Raw genomic sequence first — 25,032 nt, forward strand, 5'->3', positions numbered from 1 at the left:
CTCTCGTCAGACCACGCGGTACTGCTCGTCGCGGACGTCGGTGATGAACATCTGCCCCGGCGCGTGTGTGATCGCGAACGGCGGCCGCGAAGCCGTCACCGCGGCCTGCGGTGTGACCCCGCAGGCCCAGAACACCGGGATGTCGCCCGGCTCCAGGTCCACCGGATCGCCGAAGTCGGGGCGGCCGAGATCCTCGATACCGAGCGCGGCCGGGTCGCCGCTGTGCACCGGGCCGCCGTGCACCGCGGGCATCAGGGCGCTCTCCCGTATCGCCGTGGCGAGTAGCTCGGGCGGCACGGGGCGCATCGACACCACCATGGGCCCGTGCAGCCGCCCAGCGGGGCGGCAGAGCCGGTCGGTCACATACATCGGGACATTGCGGCCCTGCTCGACATGGCGCATCGGAACCCCGGCCTCGGCCAGCACCCACTCGAAGGTGAAGCTGCAGCCGATGAGGAACGACACCAGATCACCCCGCCAGTGCGCCACCACATCCGCGGGCTCGTCGACGAGTTCGCCGTGCTCCCACACGCGGTAGCGCGGCAGATCGGTACGCAGATCCGCGCCCGGCGCAAGAGGCGTCGAGTAGGCACCGGCGTCGGTGACGTCCAGCACAGGACAGGGCTTCGGGTTGCGCTGACAGAACAGCAGCATGTCGTACGCCCAGTCTGCGGGGACCGAGATCAGGTTCGCCTGCGCGCGGCCGGGAACCATGCCCGCGGTCGGGCGGCCGACCCCGGACCGGAACTGCGCGCGGGCCTCGGCCGCAGCCAGCTCCGGGACGCTCCGGTCCTCGACGCTCCGGTCCTCGACACCCAGGCCATCGACACTCACGCCCTGGACCGTGGTCACAGCAGCTCCTTCCCGCGGGTCTCGGGCAGCCCGAGCAGCGCCAGCACGGCGATCCCGTAGCCCACCGCGCCGAGGACCAGAGCGCCGCCCACGCCCCAGCTGTCGGACAGGTAGCCCACCAGAGTGGGCAGGAACGCGCCCACGCCGCGGCCGCAGTTGTACGTGAACCCCTGGCCGGTGCCGCGCACGGCCGTCGGATACAGCTCGCTCAGGAAGGAACCGAAACCGCTGAAGATCGCGGACATGCAGAACCCGAGCGGGAAGCCGAGGAGCAGCAACAGGCCGTTCGCCCCGGACGGGATGTTCGTGTAGGCGAGGATCCCGAAGGCGGAGAGCACGGCGAAGAGGACGATGTTCTTCTTCCGGCCGATCCGGTCGGTGAGATAACCGCCGGTCAGATAGCCGATGAAGGCGCCGGATATCAGGAAGGCCAGATAGCCGCCGGTGCCGACGACGGTGAGTCCCCGCTCGGTCTTCAGATATGTCGGCACCCAGGTGGCGAGCGTGTAGTAGCCGCCCTGGACGCCGGTGGACAGCAGGGTCGCGAAGAGCGTGGTGCGCAGCAGGTCCTTCCTGAAGATTGCGAGGAAGGAGCCGCGTTCGGTGCTGGCGGCGCGCCGCGCGGCCGCCTCGGGGGCGTCGCTGACACTCCGCCGTACGTAGATCACCAGAAGGGCGGGCAGCGCACCGGTCCAGAACATCACGCGCCAGGCGGTGTCGGCGTCGAGGAACTGGAAGACCAGGGTGTAGACGATGACGGCGAGCGCCCAGCCCGCCGCCCACGCGCTCTGGACGGCGCCGAGAGTGCGGCCACGGTGCTTGGCGCTCGCGTACTCCGCGACCAGGATCGCGCCGACGGCCCACTCGCCGCCGAAGCCGAGTCCCTGCAGGGCGCGGAAGACCAGCAGCGTCTCGTAGTTGGGGGCGAATCCGCACAGAACGGTGAATACCGCATAGGTGATCACCGTGAGCATCAGCGCCTTGACCCGGCCCACGCGGTCGGCGAGTACGCCGGCCAGGGCGCCTCCCACCGCGGAGACGACCAGGGTGACGGTGGTGAGAAGTCCGGTCTGTCCGTTGTCGAGACCGAAGTACGCCGCGATCGCGACCATGCTCAGCGGCAGCGTGAAGTAGTCGTAGGAGTCGAGGGCGTACCCGCCGAACGCGCCACCGAATGCGCGGCGGCCGCGTGGGCCGAGAGCCTTCAGCCAGGCGAACGCGCCGGTGTCCTCGGGGAGTTCGCCCTGCTTCGGCTGTGTCCGGATCGTACTCATCTGCACCTCGCAGAGGGGGAGGAGGGTGCTGTCGAGACTGTGCGGTGAAGCCAAGGTAGGGGATTGTTGAACGATCCGACAAGAGTCCTGCAGGGTGGTTCTTGCTTCTACGATGGACTTCGCACGTCGGCGGGAGCGGCCGGCGAGGAGAGAGGGCGTTGTGGGGACGACGGAGCCCGGGATCGGCGGACTGGCGGACGACCGCCCGCTGTTGGGTCGCACCAGCACGGCGGAGAGGGTCGCGGACATCCTGCGTACCCGCATCGCGGAGGGCTATTTCCCGCCGGGAGAACGCCTTTCGGAGGAGAGCATCGGCAAGGCGCTCGGCGTCTCGCGCAACACACTTCGCGAGGCTTTCCGGCTGCTGACCCATGAGCGGCTGCTTGTCCACGAGCTCAACCGGGGGGTATTCGTCCGCATGCTGGCCGTGCAGGACGTCGTGGACATCTACCGCACCCGACAGCTGGTCGAATGCGCCGTCGTCCACGGGCTCGGAGAGCCGCCGTACGCGCTGGACGAGCTCGAAACGGCCGTGGCGGGCGGTGAGCGCTCGGAGCGCGAGCGCGACTGGAAGGGCGTCTCGACCGCCAACATCCACTTCCACCGCGAACTCGTCGCGCTCGCCGGAAGCGCGCGCACCGACGAGCTGATGCGCAGTGTGCTGGCCGAGTTGCGGCTCGCCTTCCATGTGGTGGACAACCCGCGGCGGCTTCACCAGCCCTATCTCGTACGCAACCGGGCGATCCTCGAAGCGCTCCGGGCGGGCGACCGGTCGGCGGCCGAGCGGCTGCTGGCCGACTACCTGGACGACTCACGGACGCAGATGGTGGAGACATACGCGCATCTCGTCGCCGACGAGGACCGCGACGAGGGCGAGGGCGAGGACATGGACGGGCGCGCGGACGGAGCGTAGCCGGACGGTCGCTTCTGCGCCGTTTCGACCGTTGTCAGTGCGAGGACCTAATCTGTTCAGCGTGACTTCGCCTGCCTCGACTGCCTCGACGGAATTCGTTCCGCCCCAGCTCAGCGCGGGGCCGCGGCCCGCGCAGGGCCCGGCCGCCGACGAAGGGCTGGCGCGGCGGCTTCGCGCGCTCGCGTGCACCGCACCGCTGCATGACCTCGACACCCGCAAGGCGAATCTCGCGGGGGAGTACACGGTGTACGCGATGGCGGAGGTCGCCCTCGCGGCCATCGACCTCGTCACGCTCAACATGGACTTCGACACCGGCGCCGACCACGACCAGATAGTGGCGAGGCTCCTGCCGCGCGTCGCGGCCCAGGCCCCGCGGCGCCCGGCCGCCGAACACGAGCGGGTCGCCCGCTGGGTGCTGGAGAACTTGATCAACGTGGGCAGCGTGGACCGTGGCTTCCGCGCGGTCTACGGCACCTTCGGCCCCGACGGCGTCTACACCCGCCGTGACTACGACTTCAAGCTCATCGAGGAAGTGCCGGGATACGGCGGCAGCGTCTATCTCCGTACGACCGACGAAGCGGTCAACGTCCTGGTCGGCGCGCTCGACACGGATGTCACCAGCGCGCAGATCGCCGCCGAGGTGAAGCTGGAGGTCCTGATCAGCCGGGGCAGGCTCGCCGACGCCCAGCTCGCGGCCGAGCAGGCCAGATACCGGACCGTGCAGTACGCCGAGACGCTGCGCAGGACCTTGGAGGCCACCCGGCGCAATGTGCGCGCCGTCGACTGGCTCAACGCCGTGCCCGACATGATCGCCGAGGCGCTCGACCATGTCGCCGACCGCTACCGCCACGAGAACGCGATCCTGACGAACATCCGCAAGGCGCGCGACGAGGCCGAGGACCCCGAGCACAAGCGCCGCGCCGCCGAACTCGTCGACATAGTCAAGGACTGCATCCGCCGCCACACCCAGCTGCAGTCCCGGCTCCTGGAGGCGGGCCCGCTGTTCCGCGCCGAACAGGACCGCCAGGCCTTTGCCCGCCCCACCGCGCGGAGCGGTCTCGATCTGTACGGACAGCTTCTCGCCCCGCTGCTGCCGCTGCCCGTCGAGGCGGCGATCCGTGTCACGGACGCGTTCTTCGCCCGTGGGACAGGGCTGCGCACGCCGTCGTCCGTACGGGTCGGCGATCTGGTCGACATGCTGCTCACGCCGCCGGCGGAGCGCGAACACCTGGGCGCGGAGATGCCCGAGCCCGACCTGATCGCCACGCCCGACGACAGTCGCTTCAGCGAGGAGCAGCTGGCGAGCGCGATGGAACTGCTCGACCTGGAACACGACGCGCCGCGCCGCCTCTCCGGCCTGCTCGCCGAGGCGCGCCGTCGCGACCCCGAACTGCCGTACCTGGTCGCGCTCCTGGCCATCCACGCCGCAAGCCCCCCGGTCGGCACGGCCTACCGTCAGGGCGAGGAACGGCTCCTGTTCGCCGTCGACGACGGCACCGAACTGGACGACCCCGAATTCGGCGGCGCGGACCTGGTCGTGGGCACGGCCCTGCTGGACGCGGCGGGCATGACGGCGGCCCGCACGGAGGCGGCGTGAATACGACATGGGGGGCCGCACATTCAGCCCGTCCGGCGTTTGAGGACATGCGGCCGAAGGTCGCATACGGGGTCTGGGGCGAAGCCCCAGTTTGCGGCTCCGCCGCGTGGGCCTGCCGCAGGCAACCCGAACCGCACACCAGCAGTCCGCAGCAAGGAGCACCCTCCAGTGAGTGACGACCACGCACCGACCACCGCGTGGAGCGACCGCGACCGCGACCGCGATCCGACCGGCTCGGCCGAGACCGCCGCATCGCCTGCACCGGCCACCGCCACCGCCGCCGTCACCCCCGCAGACGCCGCCGACGCCGCCCGCCTCGTCTCCTTCGGGCTGCAGCCCAAACTGCTGCCCGCCCGCGACGCCGAGTACGCCGAACTCCTGCGCCGCTACCGCGAAGACCCCGCCTTCGCCCGGCTCGCCGACGCCGTCGCCACCGGCCTCGGCCTTGTCGTCCTCGAAGTCTCCCCGCGCGCGGGGATGGCGGTGGCTGCCGGTGAGGACTCCGTCTTCGCCGTCCGCATGGGCGACTACGCTCGCCGCGCCTCCGCCGACTCCGCGGACCGTTTCCTGCACGGGCTGGCCCATCTCGCCGTCGCCGCCATGGCGTTTCCCCGCCCCGAGGATCTCGCCGACGACGCCTACATCGGCCGCCTCACGGTCAACGGCGTCGATGCCTTCGTACGCCAGGCCTGCCGCCGCCTGGAGGAGCGCGCCGACGCACAGGGCGAGAACACCGACCCGGCCACCGGCGCACCCGGCCTGGAGGCGGCCTGGCGGATCTACGCCCGGCGCAGCGCCACCGGCGCCACCAAGGACGCCCGCCGCCTCGCCGGATCCACCACCGGCATCGTCGGCAAGGCGGTCGCGTTCCTCACCGACTCCGGCTTCCTCCAGCGGACCGGTGACGACGCCGGAGGCGCGTACCGCACCACCGCCCGCTACCAGTTGCAGGTGCGCGACATGGCGGGCAGCGCGGCCATGGCCGAACTGCTCGAACTCGGCGTCGTACCGGTCGGCGACGGCAGCGCCACGCTCCTGCCGCCGCCCGACGCGGACGACCTGGAGCTGGCCGCCGACGCGGGCCTGCCCTTCCACGCCTGATCCCCCACCTGCCACTTACGAGAGTCCGCCGCCATGTACGAGCTGTCCCGGGTACGCCTCTACTCCATCGGGCCCGCCGGTGCGCGCTATGCCGACACCGTGCTGGACCTGCGCGGCGTGGGTGAGCCCGTGCCCCATCCCGCCCCCGCACAGGCGGAGTTCTTCGAGGACGAACCGGTCGGTCCGCCGCGCCGCCCCGCCCCCGCGGGCGTGCTCTTCCTGGAGAACGGCGGCGGCAAGTCTGTACTCCTCAAGCTGATCTTCTCGGTGATGCTGCCCGGCCACCGCAACACCCTCGGCGGTGCCAGCTCCGGCGTGCTGCGCAAGTTCCTCCTCGCCGACGACTGCGGACACGTCGCCCTGGAGTGGCAGCACACGCTCACCGGCGAGCTCATCGTGGTCGGCAAGGTCAGCGAGTGGCGCGGCCGTCAGGTCTCCAACGACCCGCGGAAGTTCGCGGAAGCCTGGTATTCGTTCCGCCCGGGGCCCGGGCTCAGCCTCGACTCGCTGCCCGTCGCCGAGTCCACCGCCGTCCGCCGGCCCGTCGAGGGCTCGTCCGGCGCGCAGGGCCGCCGCCGCACGATGAAGGGTTTCAGGGACGCCATCACCGAGGCGGGCAAGGCGTATCCGCACCTCGACGTCTACTGGGAGGAGATCCACGACCGCTGGAACGAGCACCTCGGCGATGTGGGACTCGACCCCGAACTGTTCCGCTACCAGCGGGAGATGAACGCCGACGAGGGCGAGGCCGCCGGTCTCTTCGCCGTCAAGAAGGACTCCGACTTCACCGATCTGCTGCTGCGCGCCGTCACCGACACACGTGACACGGACGGACTCGCCGACCTCGTCAGCAGTTTCGGCAACAAGCTCGGCCGTCGCGCCGAACTGACCGCGGAACGCGACTTCACCGCCGGTTCGGCCGACCTGCTCGGCCGGATCGTCGAGGCGGCCGAAGCGCGGACCAGGGCGCGGGACATCCACGCGGGCGCCGAGCGCCGTACGCGTACGCTCGTCCGCCGGCTCTCCGCGCGCGCGGCAGGGGAACGGGGGCGTACGGCCGAGCTCGCCCAGCAGGTCACCTCGGCCGCCCACACCGTCACCGAGGCCGAGCAGGCGCGCAGCCGCAGCTCGCTCATCGCCGCCGAACTGGCCTACCGGCACGCCTCGCTGGCGCTGACGGTCGCCGAGAAGAGCGCCGCGGCCCAGCGCCGTGAACTGACCGACGCGCGCACTCTGCACGCCGCCTGGCAGGCGGCGGAGGCCGTACTGCGCCACCGCGCCGCCTCCGACCGTTCCGCGCGCGTCGCCGTGGCCATCCGCGAGGCGGAACGGGACGCGGCCCCGGCACTCGCCGCCCGCGCGAGTGCCGCCGCCGACCTCGTCCGCGCGCTGCACTGGGCCGCGGAGGAAGGTGAGCGGCTGGCCAACGAGCAGGAGGAGCGTTCCGCGGCGCTCCAGGAGGAGGGCGAATCGGCTCACCGCGATGCGACGGCCGCAGCCACCGAGGCTCAGCGCGCCCGCAGCGAGATCGGCCATCTGCGCCAACGGCTCAGCGAGGTCGAGCAGGAGACCGCCGAGGCGGTACGGGCGGGCTGGCTCGACGACACCGCACCCGACGCCGACCCGGCGCGCGCCGCGCTCGCGGCCAGCGACGCGGAGAAGACAGCGGTCGCGGCATGGGACGCGGCACGGGAGGCCGGTCGCACGACGGCTGACCGCGCGAGTCAGGCAGCCGCGGCCGAGTCCCGTGCCGAACTCGCGGCGGCCCGCGCCTCGGACGCGGCGCTGGCGGCGGACAGCGCCTACGAGGCGGAGCGCCGTGCCGCGGAGTCGATCGCCCAGGACGAACGACTGACGGAGCTGCTGAGCCTGCCGCCGACGGTGCACGCGGCGGTGCCTTCACCGCGGCGTGGCACCGGCGTTGACGCGGCCTCGAGGCCTGCCCCGGCGCCCGGCGGCGCCGAAGACCATGGGGCCGCGGACACCGGGCGTGCTCCGAACGTCGACGGCCGCCCCGACGCGCCCCTGCGCGCCGGCGAAGGGCCTCTCACCGCCGAAGAGTTGGACGGCTACGCCGACGAGCTGCGCGAGCTGCTCGACCAGTACGTCGCCTCGGCCGAGCGGCAGCTCTTCGATCTGCGTACCGCCGCGGCCGACGACGCCCGCATCCTGGGCGCGCTCGGCGACGGCGGGCTGCTGCCGCCGGGGCCCGACGTCCTCGCGACCGTCGAGTACCTCGGCGAGCACGGCGTCCCGGCCCTTCCCGGCTGGCGCTATCTCGCGCAGGCCGTCGACCCGGCCGACCACGCAGCGGTCCTCGCCGCGCGGCCCGAGCTGGTCGACGGCGTGGTGATCACCGACCCCGCCTCGCACGCCCGCGCACGCGAAGTCCTGACCGGGGCCGCGCTGTTGCCCCGCTCGGCCGTCGCGGTCGGAACGGCAGCCGCGCTGCTCGCACCCGTGCCCGGTCCCGGCACCGGTGCCGGCGGCGACGGGGACGTGTTCCTCGTACCGCCGAACCCGGCCATGCACGACGAGCACGCGGCCGACGAGGAGCGCCAGGCGCTGCGGGCCCGGGCGACCGCGCGGGACGAGGAGATCCGCGCGCTCGCGGCCCGGCTCGCGGGGGACCGTTCGATCGCCGCCCGGCTCGGCTCGTGGCGTGCGGACTGCCCGCCCGGCATGCTCGCCGAGCTCGCACAGGGTGCGCAGAGCGCCCGCGAGGCCGCCGAGGAGGCGCGGGAGGCGCTGGCCGAGGCCCGCACCGCACGCGCCGAGGCGGACGAGGCGGCCGCCGACGCCGCCCGCGTGCGCGACGAGCGCCAGGAGGCCGCCCAGCGCGCCCGCCGTGCCGCCGACGCACTCGCGGGCCTGGCCTTCCGGCTGCGTGAGCGAGCGGGCTGGCAGGTGAAACTGCGCGAACTGGCCGACGACGCGGCCGAGTCCGAGGCCAGGGCCACGACCTGCCTGGAACGGGCCAAAGCGGCCGACGAGGACCGCCGCGCCGCCCAGCGCGCGGGAGACGACGCACGCCGCACCGCCCGCGCGCTGCGCGCCGAGCGGGCCGAGATCGCCGGGGCTCCCGAGAATCTGCCGGAGGCCGACGAGGACGCTCCGCGCGCCGCGCTGCCCACCCTGCGCGAGGCCTACCGTGCGGCCTCCCAGCTGTACGAGAAGGTCGGCGTCGGCGCCGACCTGCGCGCCGAACAGGCCCGCGCGGAGAGCGACGAGAGCGCCGCCGTGGCCGAGCTCGACCGGCTCACCAACAAGGTCCGTACCCGCGCCGCCCAGCTCCTCGAGGGCACGGACGGCGCCGACGGTCCCTCCCGCCAGGCGGCGGCGGCCCGCGCCGAATCGCTCGTACAGATGCTGGAGTCGCGCGCCTCGGAAGCCAGCGAGAAGCTGGGCCGGCTGCGCGGCGAGGCCGAGCGGCTGGCCCCCGCCGACGGCGAGTCGCACACCGGACTCCCGGACGATCAGATTCCGGCCGACGCCGAGCAGGCGCAGGCCCTGCTGCGCACCGCGACGGGCGAACTGGCATCGCGCACCGACGCGCTGGAGACGGCCCGGGCCGCGCACGCCGCCCTGCTTCAGGCCCACCGGGCAGCCGAGGACGCGGCAGGCGGCTTCGACGAGACCGCCGCGCTCCTGCGGGACCTGCTGCGGGAACAGCACGACGAGGAGCCGCCGGACGCGCCCGAGCCGTACCCGGGCAGCCTGGAGGAGGCCCGGCACTCCGCCGCGGAAGCCCGGCGCTCACTGCGCGGCTGCGCCACCGACCTGTCCGCCGCCGAGGCGGCGGTGCGCGAAGCGAGCGACATTCTTGTCCGGCACGCGAACTCCACCCGGTACGAGCAGGTACGCACTCCCGCGCGCCAGCAGATCCGGGAACTGCCCGCCGCCGCGCTGCCCGAGCACGCAGCCAAGTGGGCGGAGGCGTTCGCGCCCCGGCTGCGCGTACTGACCGACGAGCTGGAGCAGCTGGAGCGCAACCGCGACACCATCGTCGACCGGCTGCGCGGTCTGGTGGACTCCGCGCTGACGACGCTCCGCTCGGCACAGCGGCTGTCCCGGCTTCCCGAGGGCCTGGGCGAGTGGTCCGGCCAGGAGTTCCTGCGGATCCGCTTCGAGGAGCCGGACCAGACGACGCTCGCCGAGCGGCTCGGCGAGGTCATCGACGAGGCGACCCGCGCGGCGGTGAAGAAGAACTCGGCGGCGGCCTACGGAGAGGGCCGGCGGGACGGAATGTCCCTGCTGCTGCGCGGTGTTCAGGCGGCGCTTCAGCCCAAGGGCGTCGCCGTCGAGATCCTCAAGCCCGACGCGGTGCTGCGCGCCGAGCGGGTCCCGGTGGGGCAGATGGGCGACGTCTTCTCGGGCGGCCAGCTGCTCACCGCGGCCATCGCTCTCTACTGCACGATGGCGGCGCTGCGCAGCAACGACCGCGGCAGGGACAAGCACCGGCATGCCGGCACGCTCTTCCTGGACAACCCCATCGGCCGCGCCAATGCGACGTATCTGCTGGAACTCCAGCGGGCGGTCTCCGATGCGCTGGGCGTCCAATTGCTCTATACGACAGGGCTCTTCGACACCACGGCTCTCGCCGAGTTCCCGCTGGTCATCCGGCTGCGCAATGACGCGGATCTGCGCGCGGGCCTGAAATACATCAGTGTCGAGGAACATCTGCGCCCGGGTCTGCCGCAACAGGACCCCTCGGGCGAGACGGTCCACGGCGAAATCACGGCGACGCGCATGTTCAAGCGAACCCCGGCGTCACCGGAGCCCGCGGCCGCAGACTAGGCCCTGTCCGGCCTGTTTCGACCGGACAGGACCTGGCCCTCGCCGGACATTCAGGCCCGTCCGGCTATCGAGGACCGGGGTCTGGCGCCGCGCCCCGGTTGCCGCTGCGCCGCCCGCGCCATCCGGCGCGCGCGGCGGCGCTCACGGCGAAGCTGACGCGCCGTGCTGCTCGGCACCGACACGACCCCATGGCGCTGGTTCCAGACCTGGCGGGTGACCCATACGTCCAGCACAGCCCAGGTCGCCACCACCGTGCTGCCGACGCTGCTGAGCACCATCGGAAAGGCCAGCCACGACCCGGCCACCGTGCAGAGAAACGCGATCATTCCCTGAATCAACGTCAGCGAGGCGATGATGACCGCGCGCACCGCCGCCGTACGGACCGGATCGGCCATGCGCCGCCGCACCGCCGGCTCCTCCACCCAGAGTTGCCGCGGGACATTCGCACAACTCGCCGCCCCAACCGCGCCGCGACGCTCGTCCGTGTCCATGGACCCTGTCACTCCCCACCTCTGTCCGACTTCAGGGTGGCTGCCCGGATTCCGCTGCTTTACTCCGGCCTCCGCATCGAATGCGGACCGGAGCCGAACCGAATGCGATGTACCCCGCGGTGCAGGCGAACCCCCGTGCCCCCGTACAGAGTGACGATTGACCCGGCCCGATGATTCCCGCGGAGCGAAGAATTCCAGCCATCTCCCACCGTCCGAAAGATGACGTGCCGCCAGGTGTGGTCCGACACCGTGGGGAATGCCATCTCCCCGAATACCGGGACAACTCATGATCAACACGTCGGTCGTAGGCCGAAAATCGTCCGGACGTGCCTTCGAGTTGTCTGTGTGACAGTAGTAGGCTCGCGCCGTTTGTTGACCGAACACCACCCGCACCGGGCGGGGGTTGAGCAGGGGGAGGCCATGCGCTTTCGCGGGAAGTCCATCCGCCGGAAGATCGTGGCGTTGTTGCTGGTGCCGCTTGTCTCCCTGACAGCCCTCTGGGGCTTCGCCACCGTACTGACCGGTCGGGAGGCCAGCGAACTCCTGGACGTCACCACCGTCGTCAAGGAAGTCGGATATCCGGTGGCGGACGCCCTCGGCGACGTCCAGAAGGAGCGCCGCCAGACGCTCATCTACCTTGCGGACCAGCGTGCTTCCGACGCCCTGCCCGCCCTGCGGCGCCAGCGCGAGGCCACCGACAAGGCCATCGCCAAGATCACGGCGAACATGAACAAGGCCGGCGTCCGCGACGACATGCGGTCCGACACCCGCGAGGAACTGCGCTCGCTCGTCGAGGGCCTCGACGGACTCAGTGCCCTGCGCCGCTCGGTCGAGACCGGCACCATCTCCCGCAAGCAGGCGCTCGACTTCTACAACCGCATCATCGATCCCGGCTTCAGTTTCCTGACGACGCTCCACGCCCTCAGCGACGTCGAGCTGGAACGCCAGGGCCGCGCTCTCGTCGGTCTCGTCCGCGCCACGGAAATGCTCTCCCGCGAGGACGCCCTGATCGCCTCCGCGCTGACCACGGGCCAGATCACCGCCGAAGAGATCCGCGCGCTCTCCGACTTCATCGCGAACCGCAAGCTGTACTACGAGACCAATCTCGAGGTCCTGCCCGCCGACGAGCGGGAGATCTACGAGCAGTACTGGCGCAGCCCCGAGACGGCACCCCTGCGCGACATCGAAGAGCGCCTGATCTCCGTGGGCGCCACCAAGGAGACGGGCGCCTCCGAAGCCGGGCGCTGGCAGGCCGCGGCCACACCCGTCCTCACCGACCTCGCCCGCGAGGCCAAGGAAGCGGGCGTCCGCTACGAGGACCGCGTCGAACCCGCCGCGTACAGCGTCTTCGTCAAGGCGGGCGTCGCCGGTGTCCTCGGCTTCCTCGCGCTCCTCGTCTCCGTCATCGTCTCCGTACGCATCGGCCGTGACCTCGTCCGTGACATCTCCCGCCTCCGCAAGGAGGCCCACGAGGTCTCCGGCGTACGGCTGCCCAGCGTGATGCGCCGGCTCGCCGCCGGTGAGCATGTGGACGTCGAGACCGAGGCACCACGACTCGAATACGACAAGGACGAGATCGGGCAGGCGGGCCAGGCGCTCAACACCCTTCAGCGGGCCGCCGTCGAGGCCGCCGTCCGGCAGGCCGACATGCGGCGCGGAGTCTCCGAGGTCTTCGTCAACCTGGCCCGCCGCAACCAGGTCCTGCTGCACCGCCAGCTCACGCTCCTCGACACCATGGAGCGCCGCACCGAGGACACCGAGGAACTCGCGGACCTGTTCCGCCTGGACCACCTCACCACCCGTATGCGCAGGCACGCCGAGGGCCTGGTGATCCTCTCCGGTGCGGCCCCCTCCCGCCAGTGGCGCAAACCGATCCAGCTGATGGACGTCGTACGGGCCGCGGTCGCCGAGGTCGAGGACTACGAGCGCATCGAGGTGCGCAGGCTTCCGCGTATCGGCGTCGGCGGCCCCGCGGTCGCCGACCTCACCCACCTGATCGCCGAACTCCTGGAGAACGCCACGGTGTTCTCGCCCCCGCACACCGGGGTCCAGGTGCACGGCGAGCGGGTCGCCAACGGCTTCACCCTCGAAATCCACGACCGCGGTCTCGGCATGGCCCCCGAGGTGCTGCTCGACGCCAATCTGCGGCTCGCGGAGACCCCCGAGTTCGAACTCTCGGACACCGACCGGCTCGGCCTGTTCGTCGTCAGCCGGCTCGCCCAGCGCCAGAACGTCCGGGTCTCGCTGCAGCCTTCGCCGTACGGAGGGACCACCGCGGTCGTCTTCATCCCCGCGGCCCTGCTCACCGAGGCCCCCGAGACCCAGGGCACCGGTTTCCGCCTCGACCGCAAGAGCGAGAGCCCGGCCGGACGCCGCGGCAGCGACGGCAAGTTCTCGGCGCTCGCCAAGGTCCCCACCGGCCTGGGTGGCTCCCCGCTGCTCGACGGGCCCGTCGAACTGGAGGCGCCGGTCGGCTCGTTGGGCTTCGACGACCGCCCGGTCGGCAGCGGTATGGACTCCGTCGCCGACATCGAGGACACCGAGAGCGAGCGCGGCGGGATCTTCCGCCCCAGGGCGGCCCGCGATCGCCGGGGCGCGAGTGCCGACGAGCAGCACCAGCAGGCGCTGGACCAGACGCCCGAGCGCAACTCCGGCCCGGTGCCGCTGCCCCGCCGCAAGCCGCCGACCCTGGTCACCGACCACGGCCGCAGGGTGGACGAGCGGGGCCGCACCCACCCGGCTCCCGCCCGCGAGCCCGGGAGAGCCTCCGCCGAGCCGCCGCTCGCGCCCGCTCCCGAGCCCTGGCAGATCCCCGAGCCCCGCCAGGGGCCGGAATCCCGCCAGGTTCCCGAGCTGCGCCAGGGTCCGGGATCCCGTCAGGCTCCCGAGCCGCGCCCGGGGCCGTGGCCCGCACCCGCCCCGGCCGCACCGGCGCCCGCACCCCGACGTGGTGCCGCACCTTCGCCTTCACCGGGATCCATCCCGCAGCCCGCCGCCGAAACGGCCCCGCGGCCCGACGGCCTGCCCCGTCGCGTCCGTCAGGCCAGCCTCGCCCACCAGCTCAGGGAGTCGGCCGCCGACCGGCAGCCGCCGGCCCCGTTCGCGGGAGGAGACGTCGAGCGGGACGCGGAGCAAGTACGCAGCCGTATGGCTTCCATGCAACGAGGGTGGCAGCGAGGCCGCCGCCACAACGCCGAAGAGGCCGGACACTCCGACCAGGCCACCGGCCCCGGCGAAACCGCACCACGAACGACATCTGAGGGGGACGGTCGATGACCGCACCACATGCCGCAGCAATCAACTCCATGGGCGCCAGGCCCGCCACACAGGGGGCGGGCGAGCTCAACTGGCTGCTCGACGAGCTGGTCGACCGCGTCGCCAGCATCCGCAAGGCCCTGGTGCTCTCCAGCGACGGCCTGGCAACCGGCACCTCGCGGGATCTCACCCGCGAGGACAGTGAGCATCTCGCCGCCGTCGCCTCCGGTTTCCACAGTCTGGCCAAGGGAGTCGGCCGTCACTTCGAGGCGGGCCGGGTCCGTCAGACCGTCGTCGAGCTGGACGAGGCGTTCCTCTTCGTCACGGCCGCGGGCGACGGCAGCTGTCTGGCCGTGCTCACCGACGCGGACTCCGACGTCGGCCTGGTGGCGTACGAAATGACGCTCATGGTCAAGCGGGTCGGCGTGCACCTGTCCACCGCACCACGGACCGGTCAGACCGCCGGAGGGTGAGGGCCGGGATGAGTGAATCGGCTCAGTACGCAACCGACCCGCACCACTTCTTCGACGCCGACGCAGGCCCGGTGGTCCGTCCGTACGCCATGACCCGCGGACGGACGAGCAGCAGGACCCGCCATCGGCTCGATCTGATCGCCCTTGTCGTTCCGGAGCTCGCGGCCGAGGACCCCGGCCGCGACCAGCTGCTCTCGCCGGAGCATGTCGAGATCGTCGAACGCTGCGGCGACACGCCTCAGTCGATCGCCGAACTCGCAGCCACCCTCGACCTCCCCGTAGGCGTGGTCCGCGTTCTCGTCGGCGATCTCGTCGAGGACGCCCTGGTGCACGTAACCCGTCCCGTTCCGCCGGCCGAGCTGCCGGATGTGAGCATTCTCCGCGAGGTGATCAATGGTCTTCGGGCGCTCTAGCCGCCGAACGCCGCCCATCGAGCCGGTCACGCTGAAACTCCTGGTCGCGGGTGGATTCGGCGTCGGCAAGACGACACTGGTGGGCGCGGTCAGCGAGATCAGACCGCTGCGCACCGAGGAGACGCTGAGCGAGGTGGGCCGTCCCGTCGACGACACCGAGGGCGTCGAGAGCAAGACGACCACGACCGTCGCGATGGACTTCGGGCGCATCACGCTCCGCGAGGACCTGGTGCTCTACATCTTCGGCACACCGGGCCAGGACCGCTTCTGGTTCCTCTGGGACGAGTTGGCACAGGGCGCGCTCGGCGCGGTCGTCCTCGCCGACACGCGCCGCCTGGAGGACTCCTTCGCGGCCGTCGACTACTTCGAGCGCCGCGGCATTCCGTTCACCGTCGCGGTCAACTGCTTCGAAGGGGCAGGGCGTTTTCCCGGCGAGGCGGTACGGTCGGCACTCGACCTCGACCCCGAGGTGCCGCTGCTGATGTGCGACGCGCGCGAGCGCGAGTCCGTCAAGGAGGTGCTGGTGGCGGTGGTCGAGCACGCACTGACCCGCGCCGACCGGCAGCGCGAGCACGCCACGACCTGACGCGGACTGCACGGCAGGACACGGCCCGTACCCCCACCGACAGGGGTACGGGCCGTGGTCTTGGGGGACCGCGGGCGGCTACCGGACGGGGCCAGGGGGTGTCTTTCGGATCTTGCCGGGCTCGCGTGCCCTGGCACGGCACCTCGCTGCGTTGTCGTCAGTCGCCTACGCTCCGCGTGGGCTCCATCCTCCGCCTTGCGATGCACCACGCCAGACCCCGCTCACTGATCCGGCCTGATCCAAAAGACACCCCCTACGCCCCGTCCTCCTCGTGCCAACCGAAGCTGCGCTCCACCGCCTTGCGCCAGTTGCCGTACTCGCGCTCGCGGTCCTGCGCCTCCATCCGCGGCGACCACTCCACGTCCCGCTGCCAGTGGGCCTTCAGCTCGTCGAGGTCCGACCAGACGCCGGTCGCGAGCCCTGCGGCGTACGCGGCACCCAGACACGTCGTCTCGGACACCTTCGGGCGGATCACCGGCACCCCCAGCACATCCGCCTGATGCTGCATCAGCAGATTGTTGGAGGTCATGCCACCGTCCACCTTGAGCGTGGTGATCTGCACCCCGGAGTCCTGGTACATCGCGTCGACGACCTCACGCGTCTGCCAGCTCGTCGCCTCCAGCACCGCGCGCGCCAGATGCGCCTTGGTGACATACCTCGTCAGGCCGGTGATGACACCGCGCGCGTCGGAGCGCCAGTACGGGGCGAACAGCCCGGAGAAGGCGGGCACGATGTACGCCCCGCCGTTGTCGTCCACGCTCGCCGCCAGCGTCTCGATCTCGTCCGCGCTGCGGATGATGCCGAGCTGGTCCCGGAACCACTGCACCAGCGCCCCGGTGATCGCGATCGAGCCCTCCAGGCAGTACACCGGCGCCTCCTCGCCGATCTTGTACCCGAGCGTCGTGATCAGCCCGCTCTTCGACGGCACGGGCCGGTTGCCGGTGTTCAGCAGCAGGAAACTGCCGGTGCCGTAGGTGTTCTTGGCCGTTCCCGTGTCGTAGCAGGCCTGTCCGAAGATCGCGGCCTGCTGGTCGCCGAGCGCGGATGCCACCGGCACGCCCGAGAGCTGGCCGACAGCGCTCCCGTACACCTGAGCCGAGGACTTGATCTCCGGGAGCATCACCTGCGGCACATTCATCGCCGACAGGATGGCCGGATCCCATTCGAGGGTCTGCAGATTCATCAGCATCGTGCGCGACGCGTTGGTCACATCGGTGACATGGACGCCGCCCTCGGTGCCGCCCGTGAGGTTCCAGATCAGCCAGGAGTCGATGGTGCCGAAGGCGATCTCGCCGCGCTCGGCCCGGCTGCGCAGCCCGGGCACATTGTCCAGCAGCCAGGCCGCCTTGGGCCCGGAGAAGTAGCTGGCGAGCGGGAGCCCGGTCGCATCGCGGAAACGGTCCTGTCCGTCCGTGCTGCCCAGTTCGTTGCAGAGCGCGGATGTACGGGTGTCCTGCCAGACGATCGCGTTGTGCACGGGTTTGCCGGTCGCCCGGTCCCACAGGACCGTGGTCTCCCGCTGGTTGGTGATCCCGAGCGCGCTGAGCTGTTCGGCACGCAGCCCTGCCTTGGCGATCGCCCCGGCCACCACCGCCTGCACCTTGGACCAGATCTCGGTGGCGTCGTGCTCCACCCAGCCGGGCTTGGGGAAGATCTGACGGTGCTCACGCTGGTCGACGGCGACGATCGCGCCGTCCTGGTTGAAGATGATGCAGCGGCTGGACGTGGTGCCCTGATCGATTGCGGCGACGAACTTGTCCGTCATGACTTCCCCTTGTCAATGAGGCCCGCAAGGCCTTGAACTGGAAGGCCTAGAAGGCGGCGTTGAAGATGAGGCCGGCCAGCAGCCCGCCGATCGCGGGTCCGGCAACCGGCACCCAGGCGTAACCCCAGTCCGATGTGCCCTTGTTGGGGATCGGCAGCAGCGCGTGGGTGATGCGCGGTCCGAGGTCACGAGCCGGGTTGATGGCGTAACCGGTCGGCCCGCCGAGCGACAGACCGATGCCGACGACCAGCAGCGACACCAGAAGGATGGAGATGCCGGAGCCGTAGATGCCGGCGTTCTGCCCGGGTATCTGGCCGATGCCGATACCGTCGTTCCTGCCGAAGGCGAGGATCGGCAGCACCAGGCCGATCGTCGCGATGATCTCGGTCATCATGTTGGCGACGGGACTGCGGATCTCCGGTCCCGTCGAGAAGATCCCGAGCGTGGGCAGGGCGTTCTTTTCGTCGGCGTTGGCCTGGAACTGCGCGAAATAGACGAGATAGGCGAGTACGGCGCCGAGAATCGCGCCGACCATCTGCGCCAGGATGTAGAGCGGGACCTTGCTCCACTCCCCGGTGTCGACGGCGACCCCCAGGGTCACGGCGGGATTGAGATGCCCTCCGGACAGCGGCGCGGCGGTGTACGCCCCCGCCAGCACGCCGAAGCCCCAGCCGAAGGCGATGACGACCCAGCCTGAGGCCCTGGCCTTGGAATGATGCAGGGTTACGGCGGCGCAGACGCCGGCGCCGAAGAGGATGAGTATCGCGGTGCCGATGACCTCACCGAGGAAAATGTCTCCATTGCTCATGGCGGCTCCTAGGCTTCGCCCGGGGCCTGGCCCCGGTCCTGCGTGCAGGGTGCGTGCTCCATGGCGTGCCATGGCTACGGGCAGGAGGCAGGGGAGTCCCGTACCCCGCCCGGCGTCCTTGACGAGCGTGGTGAGCGTGCCGAAGTGCGGCGATGCCGACGAAGAGGCAGTGTTCACCGGCCGTGACGGACCGTCAAGGTCGTTGACAGCAAGCGCAGTTCACAGCCGGTGTGTTGACACGGTAGCGGGGAACGTAAGGCGGCGGGAGTACGCCTGGGCACTGTGCTCAGCGCACGGCGACGACGGCCGAACCATGGCCGAACAGCCCCTGGTTCGCGGTCATTCCGGTGCGCGCTCCCGGCACCTGGCGATCCCCGGCGGCCCCGCGAAGCTGCCAGGTCAGCTCACACACCTGCGCGATGGCCTGTGCGGGCACCGCCTCACCGAAGGACGCGAGCCCGCCGCTGACATTGACCGGAATACGCCCGCCGAGCGCGGTGGCGCCCTCGCGCACCAGCTTGGCGCCCTCGCCCGTCCCGCACAGGCCGATGTCCTCGTACCACTCCAGCTCCAGGGCGGTGGAGAGGTCGTACACCTCGGCCAGCGACAGGTCCTCGGGGCCGATGCCCGCTTCCTCGTAGGCGGCCCGGGCGATGGACGCCCGGAAGGTGTGCGGGACGGGATCGACGGCGGCCGCCGAGTCGGTCGCGATGTCCGGGAGATCGAGCACGGTCTTCGGATAGGTCGGGGTGACGGTCGACACGGCACGGATACGCACCGGATCACTGACCCCGTGCCGCCGCGCGAAGTCCATGCCGGACAGCACCAGTGCGGCCGCGCCGTCGGAGGTGGCGCAGATGTCGAGCAGCCGCAGCGGATCGGCGACGACCGCGGACGCGGCGACATCCTCGGCCGAAACGGTCTTGCGGTAGCGGGCGTTGGGGTTCAGCGCCCCGGCGGCCGCGTTCTTGACCTTGACCAGAGCGAAGTCCTCGGGGGAGTCCCCGTACAGGGCGATGCGGCGCCGTGCGTAGAGCCCGAAGTAGGCGGGGTTGGTGGCGCCGAGCACCCGGAAGCGCACCCAGTCGGGATCGTCGGGCCGATCGCCGCCGGCCGGGGCGAAGAAACCCTTCGGCGCCGAGTCCGCGCCGACCACCAGCACGACGTCGGCCATACCCGCCAGGATCTGCGATCGCGCGGTGTTGATCGCCTGCGCGCCCGAGGCGCAGGCGGCGTAGACGCTGGTGACGCGTGCGCCCTGCCAGCCCAGCGCCTGGGCGAACGTCGCGCCCGCCACGTAACCGGGATAGCCGCAGCGCACGGTGTCCGCGCCGACCACCGACTGCACCTGCCGCCAGTCGATCCCGGCGTCGGCGAGCGCGGCCCTGGCCGCGACCGTGCCGTACTCCACGAAGCTGCGGCCCCACTTGCCCCACGGGTGCATTCCGGCCCCGAGGACCGCCACGTCGCCGGTCATGACGCCATCCCCACGGGCCGCCAGTGCCAGGTCGTCCAGACCGTCCGGGAGGTTTCGTCGAGCACTCCGGGTACGACCTCGACCTCCATGCCGACCGAGAGGTCACCGACACCGACACCCGGCACCGCCTGCCCGAGCACGACCATGCGCTCGGCCTCCAGCTCGACGGCGACGAGGGTGTACGGCTCCCACGGCGTGTCCGGGTCGGAGACATAGGGCGCCGGCGGGCGGTAGCGCCCGTCCGTGTAGGACCACACCCGACCGCGCCTGGACAGGGGGAACTCCGCCAACTCCCCGCCCTCGCAGGCCGGGTTGCGGCAGAAGGAGTCCTCGCGCGGGAAGAAGACCGACGTACAGGCGGCACAGCGGGTGCCGAGCAGCCGGAAGTCCTCCTCACCGCCGTCCTGTGTGAACCAACCGGCCACCACGGGCGTGCGCGTCACGGTTCCTCCCCGGCCCAGCAATCTGACGGTACGTCAGAAGTGTGCCACGGGTCAGCGGTTCGCGGCGAGCCACTTGGCGGCGATCTCGGCCAGCTCGCCGTCCCTGCCCGCCAGCATCATCCGGATCATCTGCACGTCGCCACGCAGTGACCAGGCCGGATGCCCGAAGGTCGCGGGGTTGTTCTTCTCGATGAGGAAATGTGCGGGCCAGGCCGTCCCGTATCCGATGAGCGGCAGCGCGGCCGCATACCGTTTCCGGCCGCGCGCGAGCCCGTACGCGCTGATCGCGAGACCGGTGAGTGTGCCGGTCAGATGCACCCAGCGGGTGGCCGCCCTGGAGTGCATGGCGACGTAGTACGGCCAGAACTCCTCGTACGAATCGAATGTCTGCTGCGTCATAGCCGCACCGTATTCCTTCCGCGGAGAACCGGATACGGCCCTGCCGCGTCCGACATCAGTGAACGGGCGGCCGGAGCCTACGGGGGTGGTCCCGGCCGTCCGTTCACTGGTGTCGCACAACCGGGAAGTCGAAGAAGGTGTCCGGGAAGGGCTCCGGCCTGAAGGTGAAGTGCCACCACTCCTGCGGCAGGTTCACAAAGCCCTCGGCGCTCAAGGTGTCCTTCAGAAACTGCCGGTTGGCACGCTGCTCGCCCTGGATCCTGGGGTCGTCGGTGTGCGACAGCGTGTCGAAGCAGTCGAATCCGGTTCCCATGTCGACGGAATTGTCCGGGAAGCGATCGGTCTGGGGCGCGAAGCAGGGGACGAGAGGTTCACCGGGGACGTACGGCCTGGTCGGGAGGGCGGGCAGTTTCACGAGGGTGAGATCGACGGTGCTCCCGCGGCTGTGCCCGGACTTCTCGGCGATGTAACCGTCGGCGAACAGCCTCGACTTGTCGACCTGTGGATAGAACTCCTTCTTCATGGCCTCGTCATCGAGGTCCCTGGCCCACCGTACGAAGTGGTCCACGGCCCGCTGGGGCCGGTAGCAGTCGTACACCTTCAGCGAGTAGCCCTGCCGCAGCAGCCTCGACTGCGCCCGGTGCAGGGCTCGCGCGGCGGGCCGGGTGAGGATGCAGAGCGGATGCCGATAGCCGTCGACGGGCGCGCCCAAGAAGTTGTGACGGCTCGTGTAGCGCATCTCCTGAATGATCGTCGCGTCGACGGAGCGCAGCGCCACGAACTCCCCGAGCGCCGTCGGCTCGGCCCCGGCGTGCACCGAAAGCGCGGCCGCGGCCGCCACGACAAGGGTGCGCAAGGCGGAAGCAAGTCCAGTCATGGGCAGACGCTTTACCAGTGATCGGGTACAGTCCGCGCGTGTCCATGGACTCCCACTGCGGCAACTGCGGGGCAGCGTACGGCTCCCTGACCCATTGGCCGCGCACCTGCCCCACCTGCGGCGAGACGGCCTACCGCAACCCGCTCCCGGTCGCCGTCGCGCTGCTGCCCGCGTACGACGCGAACGGAACCGGGCTCGTCGTCATCACCCGCACGATCGACCCGGGGCGGGGCGGCATCGCGCTGCCGGGCGGCTATATCGACCTCGGCGAGGACTGGCAGCAGGCGGTCGTCCGGGAGCTGTCCGAGGAAACCGGCATCGAGGTCCCCCGCGAAGACGTCCGCCTCGCAGACGCACTCAGCGCCCCGGACGGCCATCTGCTCCTGTTCGGCCTCCTGCCACCGCGCGCGGTGGAGTCCCTTCCACTCCCGGCCCCGACCCCGGAGACGACGGGCTGGCACGTGCTTCACGAGCCGACGGAGCTGACGTTCCCGCTGCACACGATCGCGGTCCGCAACTGGTTCGAGGGCACGTACGCCTAGGTCCTGTCCGGCCGATCTTGCCGGGCTCGCGTGCCCTGACGCACGCTCGCTGCGTTGTCGTCAGTCGCCGACGCTCCGCGTCGGCTCCTTCCTCCGCCTTGCGATCGCACGCACCAGACCCCGCTCACTGATCCGGCCTGATCGACCGGACAGGACCTAGGTACCGGGTCCGGCCGCGTGTGTTTCGCGGGCGAACCCCCGCGCTCTGTGGCACCTCCACGTGGGGAGGGGCCGTGCAGGGTCGTCCCCGCAGGCGATTGGCGGCCAACACCGGGTGCCCAATCCAACGGCCCGATTGCCGCCGACGCCGAGAAGTCGAGCCCGGAGGGGACCCGGAACCCGACCGTCCGGCACCGGGTACCCCCGACCCCAAAGTTCCGAACCGGTACCCCCGCCCCCCAGACCCGCACCCCGCGGCACCGGGTACCCCCGAACCCCCTACCCCCCCGCTCCCAGCCCCCGCACCCTCACCCGCCACCTCGGCTGCGCCGACCCCCCGCCCTTCTGGTGCTTCACCACGACCCGCCCGTCCACCAGCCGTGTCGTATACCGCTCCACCTCCGGCTGCTCCCAGCCGTCGCCGAGGTCCGCGACCACCAGGCCCCCGCCCCTGCGGCCCTCCGCCGGTGCCCAGACCTCAAGCTCCATCCCGCCGTCATCCCCCCGCACCGGGATCACCGAGCCACCCCGCGCCAGTACGGGGATACGTGACAGCGGCGCGTCCACCAGCACCTGACCCGGGCCGTCGTACGCCCGGCCCGTCGCCGTGTCGTACCACCGTCCCTTCGGCAGCCGCACCGCCCGCCGGTCCGTCCCCCGCTCCAGCACCGGTGCCACCAGCAGCGCGTCGCCCAGCAAGAACGCGTCCTCGCAGTCGCGCAGCACCCGGTCCTCCGGGCAGCCCCACCACAGCGGCCGCGCATACGGCGCCCCGGTCAGCCGCGCCTGATGCGCGAGGGTGACGAAGTAGGGCCGCAGCCGCTCCCGTTCGGCGAGCGCTGCCCGCGCGTGCTCCAGGACCGTGGGCCCGAACTCCCACGGCTCCCTGCGCCCCGCGTCGATCGCCGCATGCGTACGGAACAGCGGCAGCAGCGCCCCCAGCTGGAACCAGCGCAGATACAGCTCCGGCGACGGACTGCCGTCGAAGCCGCCCACATCCGGCCCGGAATACGGCACCCCGCACAGCCCGAGGCCCAGCACCAGCGAGAGCGAGGCCCGCAGCCCCGGCCAGCCGGTGGACACGTCGCCGGACCAGGTGCCTCCGTACCGCTGCATGCCCGCCCAGCCGGAGCGCGAGAACAGGAACGGCCGCTCGTCGGGGCGCAGCCGCCGCAACCCCTCGTACCCGGCACGGGCCATCGTGAGGCCGTAGAGGTTGTGGGCCTCGCGGTGGTCGCCGCCCTGTCCGTCCAGCGCGTGCCGGGCGGACCGCGGCAGGGTCATGTCGCCGAAGGGTGTGAAGGACACGGGTTCGTTCATGTCGTGCCAGACGCCGGAAAAGCCCTGCGCGAGCCGCTCCTCGTACAGGTCTCCCCACCAACGGCGGGCCGCCGGATCGGTGAAGTCCGGATAGACGCTCTCGCCGGGCCAGACGACGCCACGGGCCTCCTGGCCCGCCGCGTCCCGCACGAACACCCCCGCCGCCGCACCGCTGTCGTACACCGCGTTCCCGCGCTGCGCCTTCACCGCCGGATCGACGATGGACACCAGCCGCACCCCGTCGTCGCGCAGATCCTTCGCCATCCCCGGCAGATCGGGGAAGTGCTCGCGGTCGACGGTGAAGACCTGATGCGCGTCGTAGTGATCGATGTCGAGATGGACCGCGGCCAGCGGCAGCTCACGCTCCTGATAGCCCGCGACGATCCGCCGCACTTCCTGCTCGCTGCCGAACCCCCATCGCGCGTGCTGCGGACCGAGCGCCCAGGCCGGCGGCACCGCGGGCGCGCCGGTCAGCTGGGTCCAGCCGGCCAGTACGCGCGTGGGTGTTCCCACCACGACCCAGCAGCGCAGTGGCCCGCCCTCCATGCGCACCTCGCTGGTGCCCCGCCGGTCGTGCCCGGAGCCCGCGCCCTCCTCGCCCTCCCGGAGGGTGACCCGGCCGTCCCAGGAGTTGTCGTGGAAGGCCAGATGCGTGCCGGCGTCGGCCACGACCAGCTGGACCGGCATGGTGATGTACAGCGGGTCGTCGCCGGGCTCGAAGCTGCCGCGCGGGTCGGTGTTCCACAACCGGTACGAGCCGTCGCGCAGCCGCGGCCCGGACGCCCGGCCGCCGAGCCCGAAGAAGCGCGCGTCCGCGGGCACTTCGGTCCGCTGCACCCATCGCGCCGGCCCGCCCCGCACCGGCTCCCACCAGCGCGGTGGCAGATCCCGGCGCAGTACGACACCTCCGGGCGTACGGATCTCCACGGCGCCGTGCCGGGAGACCTCCACGGTCACCCGCTCCGACACCACACGCCAGCCCCCGTCCTTGTCGGGCTCCAGCTCGGCTCGCGGGTCCGGCTCGGGAGGGGCACCGTCGAGGGCGTACGAGGGTTCGGGCTCGGCGCCGTCCCAGCCCCAGAAGACCGCGCCGCCCGCAGCCACCCGGATCCGCAGCTGAGAACGGGCGAACCGGACGATCCCGCCACCCGGCAGTGGCTCGGCCTCGGTGACCGGCCCGGGCACTCTGGCCCGTTCCGCCCCTCTCGCCGGCAGCGCCCGGGCATCGGTCCGACGCTGCCGCCAGGCCGAGCGTGCCGCGCGCAGCCCCTGCATTGTTCCGAGGTTTCTCACCGAGCGCACCACACCACGACCGTCCATGCAGCTCAGCCTGCCATCCGGTCGCGGGTGCGCGGGGGTTTGTTCAACTCCCGTTCACCCGTGGTGGGAGCACATATTCCCTTGCCCGACCATGGGTGGGGAGCCCTGGTGCGAAAGACGATCACATGGCATCGTCCGTGTCAGCCGTGTCACGCGCACACCCCGCTCGT

19 protein-coding genes are annotated in these 25,032 nt (G+C 71.4%); 9 read left to right on the forward strand and 10 right to left on the reverse strand.

Annotated elements, in window-relative coordinates:
• Nucleotides 1-6: 6 nt before the first annotated feature.
• Together OHA61_RS33420 and OHA61_RS33425 are read right to left on the reverse strand one after the other, a co-directional pair.
• The gene (locus OHA61_RS33420; RefSeq protein WP_406307568.1) at nt 7-819 is read right to left on the reverse strand and encodes a putative hydro-lyase; all 813 of its coding nucleotides are present in this window, start codon (nt 817-819) and stop codon (nt 7-9) included.
• Nucleotides 820-848: 29 nt separating this feature from the next.
• Nucleotides 849-2,126 (reverse strand): MFS transporter, encoded by a 1,278-nt coding sequence (locus tag OHA61_RS33425; RefSeq protein WP_406306155.1) that lies wholly within the window; start codon nt 2,124-2,126, stop codon nt 849-851.
• A gap of 160 nt (nt 2,127-2,286) precedes the next feature.
• Here OHA61_RS33425 and OHA61_RS33430 point away from each other — a divergent pair, with 160 nt between their 5' ends.
• From OHA61_RS33430 to OHA61_RS33445, 4 genes are all read left to right on the forward strand, one after another.
• Nucleotides 2,287-3,039, forward strand: a complete 753-nt coding sequence (locus OHA61_RS33430) for a GntR family transcriptional regulator (RefSeq protein ID WP_406306157.1) — start codon at nt 2,287-2,289, stop codon at nt 3,037-3,039.
• A 61-nt stretch (nt 3,040-3,100) separates the two neighbouring features.
• Nucleotides 3,101-4,636 (forward strand): hypothetical protein, encoded by a 1,536-nt coding sequence (locus tag OHA61_RS33435; RefSeq protein ID WP_406306158.1) that lies wholly within the window; start codon nt 3,101-3,103, stop codon nt 4,634-4,636.
• 168 nt (nt 4,637-4,804) lie between these two features.
• Nucleotides 4,805-5,737 carry a hypothetical protein gene (locus OHA61_RS33440; protein ID WP_406306159.1) on the forward strand — a complete coding sequence of 311 codons (933 nt, stop codon included), beginning with the start codon at nt 4,805-4,807 and terminating at the stop codon, nt 5,735-5,737.
• Nucleotides 5,738-5,770: 33 nt separating this feature from the next.
• Nucleotides 5,771-10,534, forward strand: coding sequence for a hypothetical protein (locus OHA61_RS33445; protein ID WP_406306160.1), 4,764 nt, complete (start codon nt 5,771-5,773; stop codon nt 10,532-10,534).
• Nucleotides 10,535-10,584: 50 nt separating this feature from the next.
• Here the strand turns inward: OHA61_RS33445 and OHA61_RS33450 are convergent, their stop codons facing one another.
• Entirely contained in the window at nt 10,585-11,025 is a 441-nt protein-coding gene (locus OHA61_RS33450; RefSeq protein ID WP_406306161.1) for a hypothetical protein, read from the reverse strand.
• Between the two features lie 420 nt (nt 11,026-11,445).
• Between OHA61_RS33450 and OHA61_RS33455 the strand changes: the two genes are divergently transcribed.
• The 4 genes from OHA61_RS33455 to OHA61_RS33470 are packed head-to-tail and all read left to right on the forward strand — an operon-like array spanning nt 11,446 to nt 15,752.
• Nucleotides 11,446-14,301, forward strand: a complete 2,856-nt coding sequence (locus tag OHA61_RS33455) for a nitrate- and nitrite sensing domain-containing protein (RefSeq protein WP_406306162.1) — start codon at nt 11,446-11,448, stop codon at nt 14,299-14,301.
• On the forward strand, nt 14,298-14,753 hold the full coding sequence (locus OHA61_RS33460; protein WP_324985102.1) for a roadblock/LC7 domain-containing protein: 456 nt from the start codon (nt 14,298-14,300) through the stop codon (nt 14,751-14,753). The genes OHA61_RS33455 and OHA61_RS33460 overlap by 4 nt, the downstream gene beginning before the upstream one ends.
• Before the next feature lie 8 nt (nt 14,754-14,761).
• Entirely contained in the window at nt 14,762-15,166 is a 405-nt protein-coding gene (locus OHA61_RS33465) for a DUF742 domain-containing protein (RefSeq protein WP_389374188.1), read from the forward strand.
• On the forward strand, nt 15,147-15,752 hold the full coding sequence (locus tag OHA61_RS33470) for a GTP-binding protein (RefSeq protein ID WP_406306163.1): 606 nt from the start codon (nt 15,147-15,149) through the stop codon (nt 15,750-15,752). The genes OHA61_RS33465 and OHA61_RS33470 overlap by 20 nt, the downstream gene beginning before the upstream one ends.
• A gap of 253 nt (nt 15,753-16,005) precedes the next feature.
• On the opposite strand, the gene glpK is transcribed toward OHA61_RS33470, so the two are convergent.
• From glpK to OHA61_RS33500, 6 genes are all read right to left on the reverse strand, one after another.
• Nucleotides 16,006-17,517: a glycerol kinase GlpK gene (gene glpK / locus OHA61_RS33475; RefSeq protein ID WP_406306164.1), complete on the reverse strand. Its 1,512-nt coding sequence runs from the start codon at nt 17,515-17,517 to the stop codon at nt 16,006-16,008.
• Between the two features lie 46 nt (nt 17,518-17,563).
• Nucleotides 17,564-18,325, reverse strand: coding sequence for an MIP/aquaporin family protein (locus OHA61_RS33480; RefSeq protein ID WP_324985089.1), 762 nt, complete (start codon nt 18,323-18,325; stop codon nt 17,564-17,566).
• A gap of 286 nt (nt 18,326-18,611) precedes the next feature.
• Complete coding sequence (locus tag OHA61_RS33485) at nt 18,612-19,802, reverse strand: lipid-transfer protein (protein ID WP_406306165.1); 1,191 nt, start codon at nt 19,800-19,802, stop codon at nt 18,612-18,614.
• On the reverse strand, nt 19,799-20,230 hold the full coding sequence (locus tag OHA61_RS33490; RefSeq protein WP_406307569.1) for a Zn-ribbon domain-containing OB-fold protein: 432 nt from the start codon (nt 20,228-20,230) through the stop codon (nt 19,799-19,801). The genes OHA61_RS33485 and OHA61_RS33490 overlap by 4 nt, the downstream gene beginning before the upstream one ends.
• A 66-nt stretch (nt 20,231-20,296) precedes the next feature.
• Nucleotides 20,297-20,644 carry an Mpo1-like protein gene (locus OHA61_RS33495; RefSeq protein ID WP_389374191.1) on the reverse strand — a complete coding sequence of 116 codons (348 nt, stop codon included), beginning with the start codon at nt 20,642-20,644 and terminating at the stop codon, nt 20,297-20,299.
• A 103-nt stretch (nt 20,645-20,747) separates the two neighbouring features.
• Nucleotides 20,748-21,521, reverse strand: coding sequence for a M15 family metallopeptidase (locus OHA61_RS33500; protein WP_406306166.1), 774 nt, complete (start codon nt 21,519-21,521; stop codon nt 20,748-20,750).
• 44 nt (nt 21,522-21,565) lie between these two features.
• Between OHA61_RS33500 and OHA61_RS33505 the strand changes: the two genes are divergently transcribed.
• Nucleotides 21,566-22,063, forward strand: a complete 498-nt coding sequence (locus OHA61_RS33505) for an NUDIX domain-containing protein (protein ID WP_406307570.1) — start codon at nt 21,566-21,568, stop codon at nt 22,061-22,063.
• A 438-nt stretch (nt 22,064-22,501) separates the two neighbouring features.
• On the opposite strand, the gene OHA61_RS33510 is transcribed toward OHA61_RS33505, so the two are convergent.
• The gene (locus tag OHA61_RS33510) at nt 22,502-24,862 is read right to left on the reverse strand and encodes a glycoside hydrolase family 31 protein (RefSeq protein ID WP_406306167.1); all 2,361 of its coding nucleotides are present in this window, start codon (nt 24,860-24,862) and stop codon (nt 22,502-22,504) included.
• Between the last annotated feature and the right edge of the window lie 170 nt (nt 24,863-25,032).

Origin of the sequence: Streptomyces sp. NBC_00885 (genome assembly GCF_045207475.1) — a bacterium.
Taxonomy (GTDB): domain Bacteria; phylum Actinomycetota; class Actinomycetes; order Streptomycetales; family Streptomycetaceae; genus Streptomyces.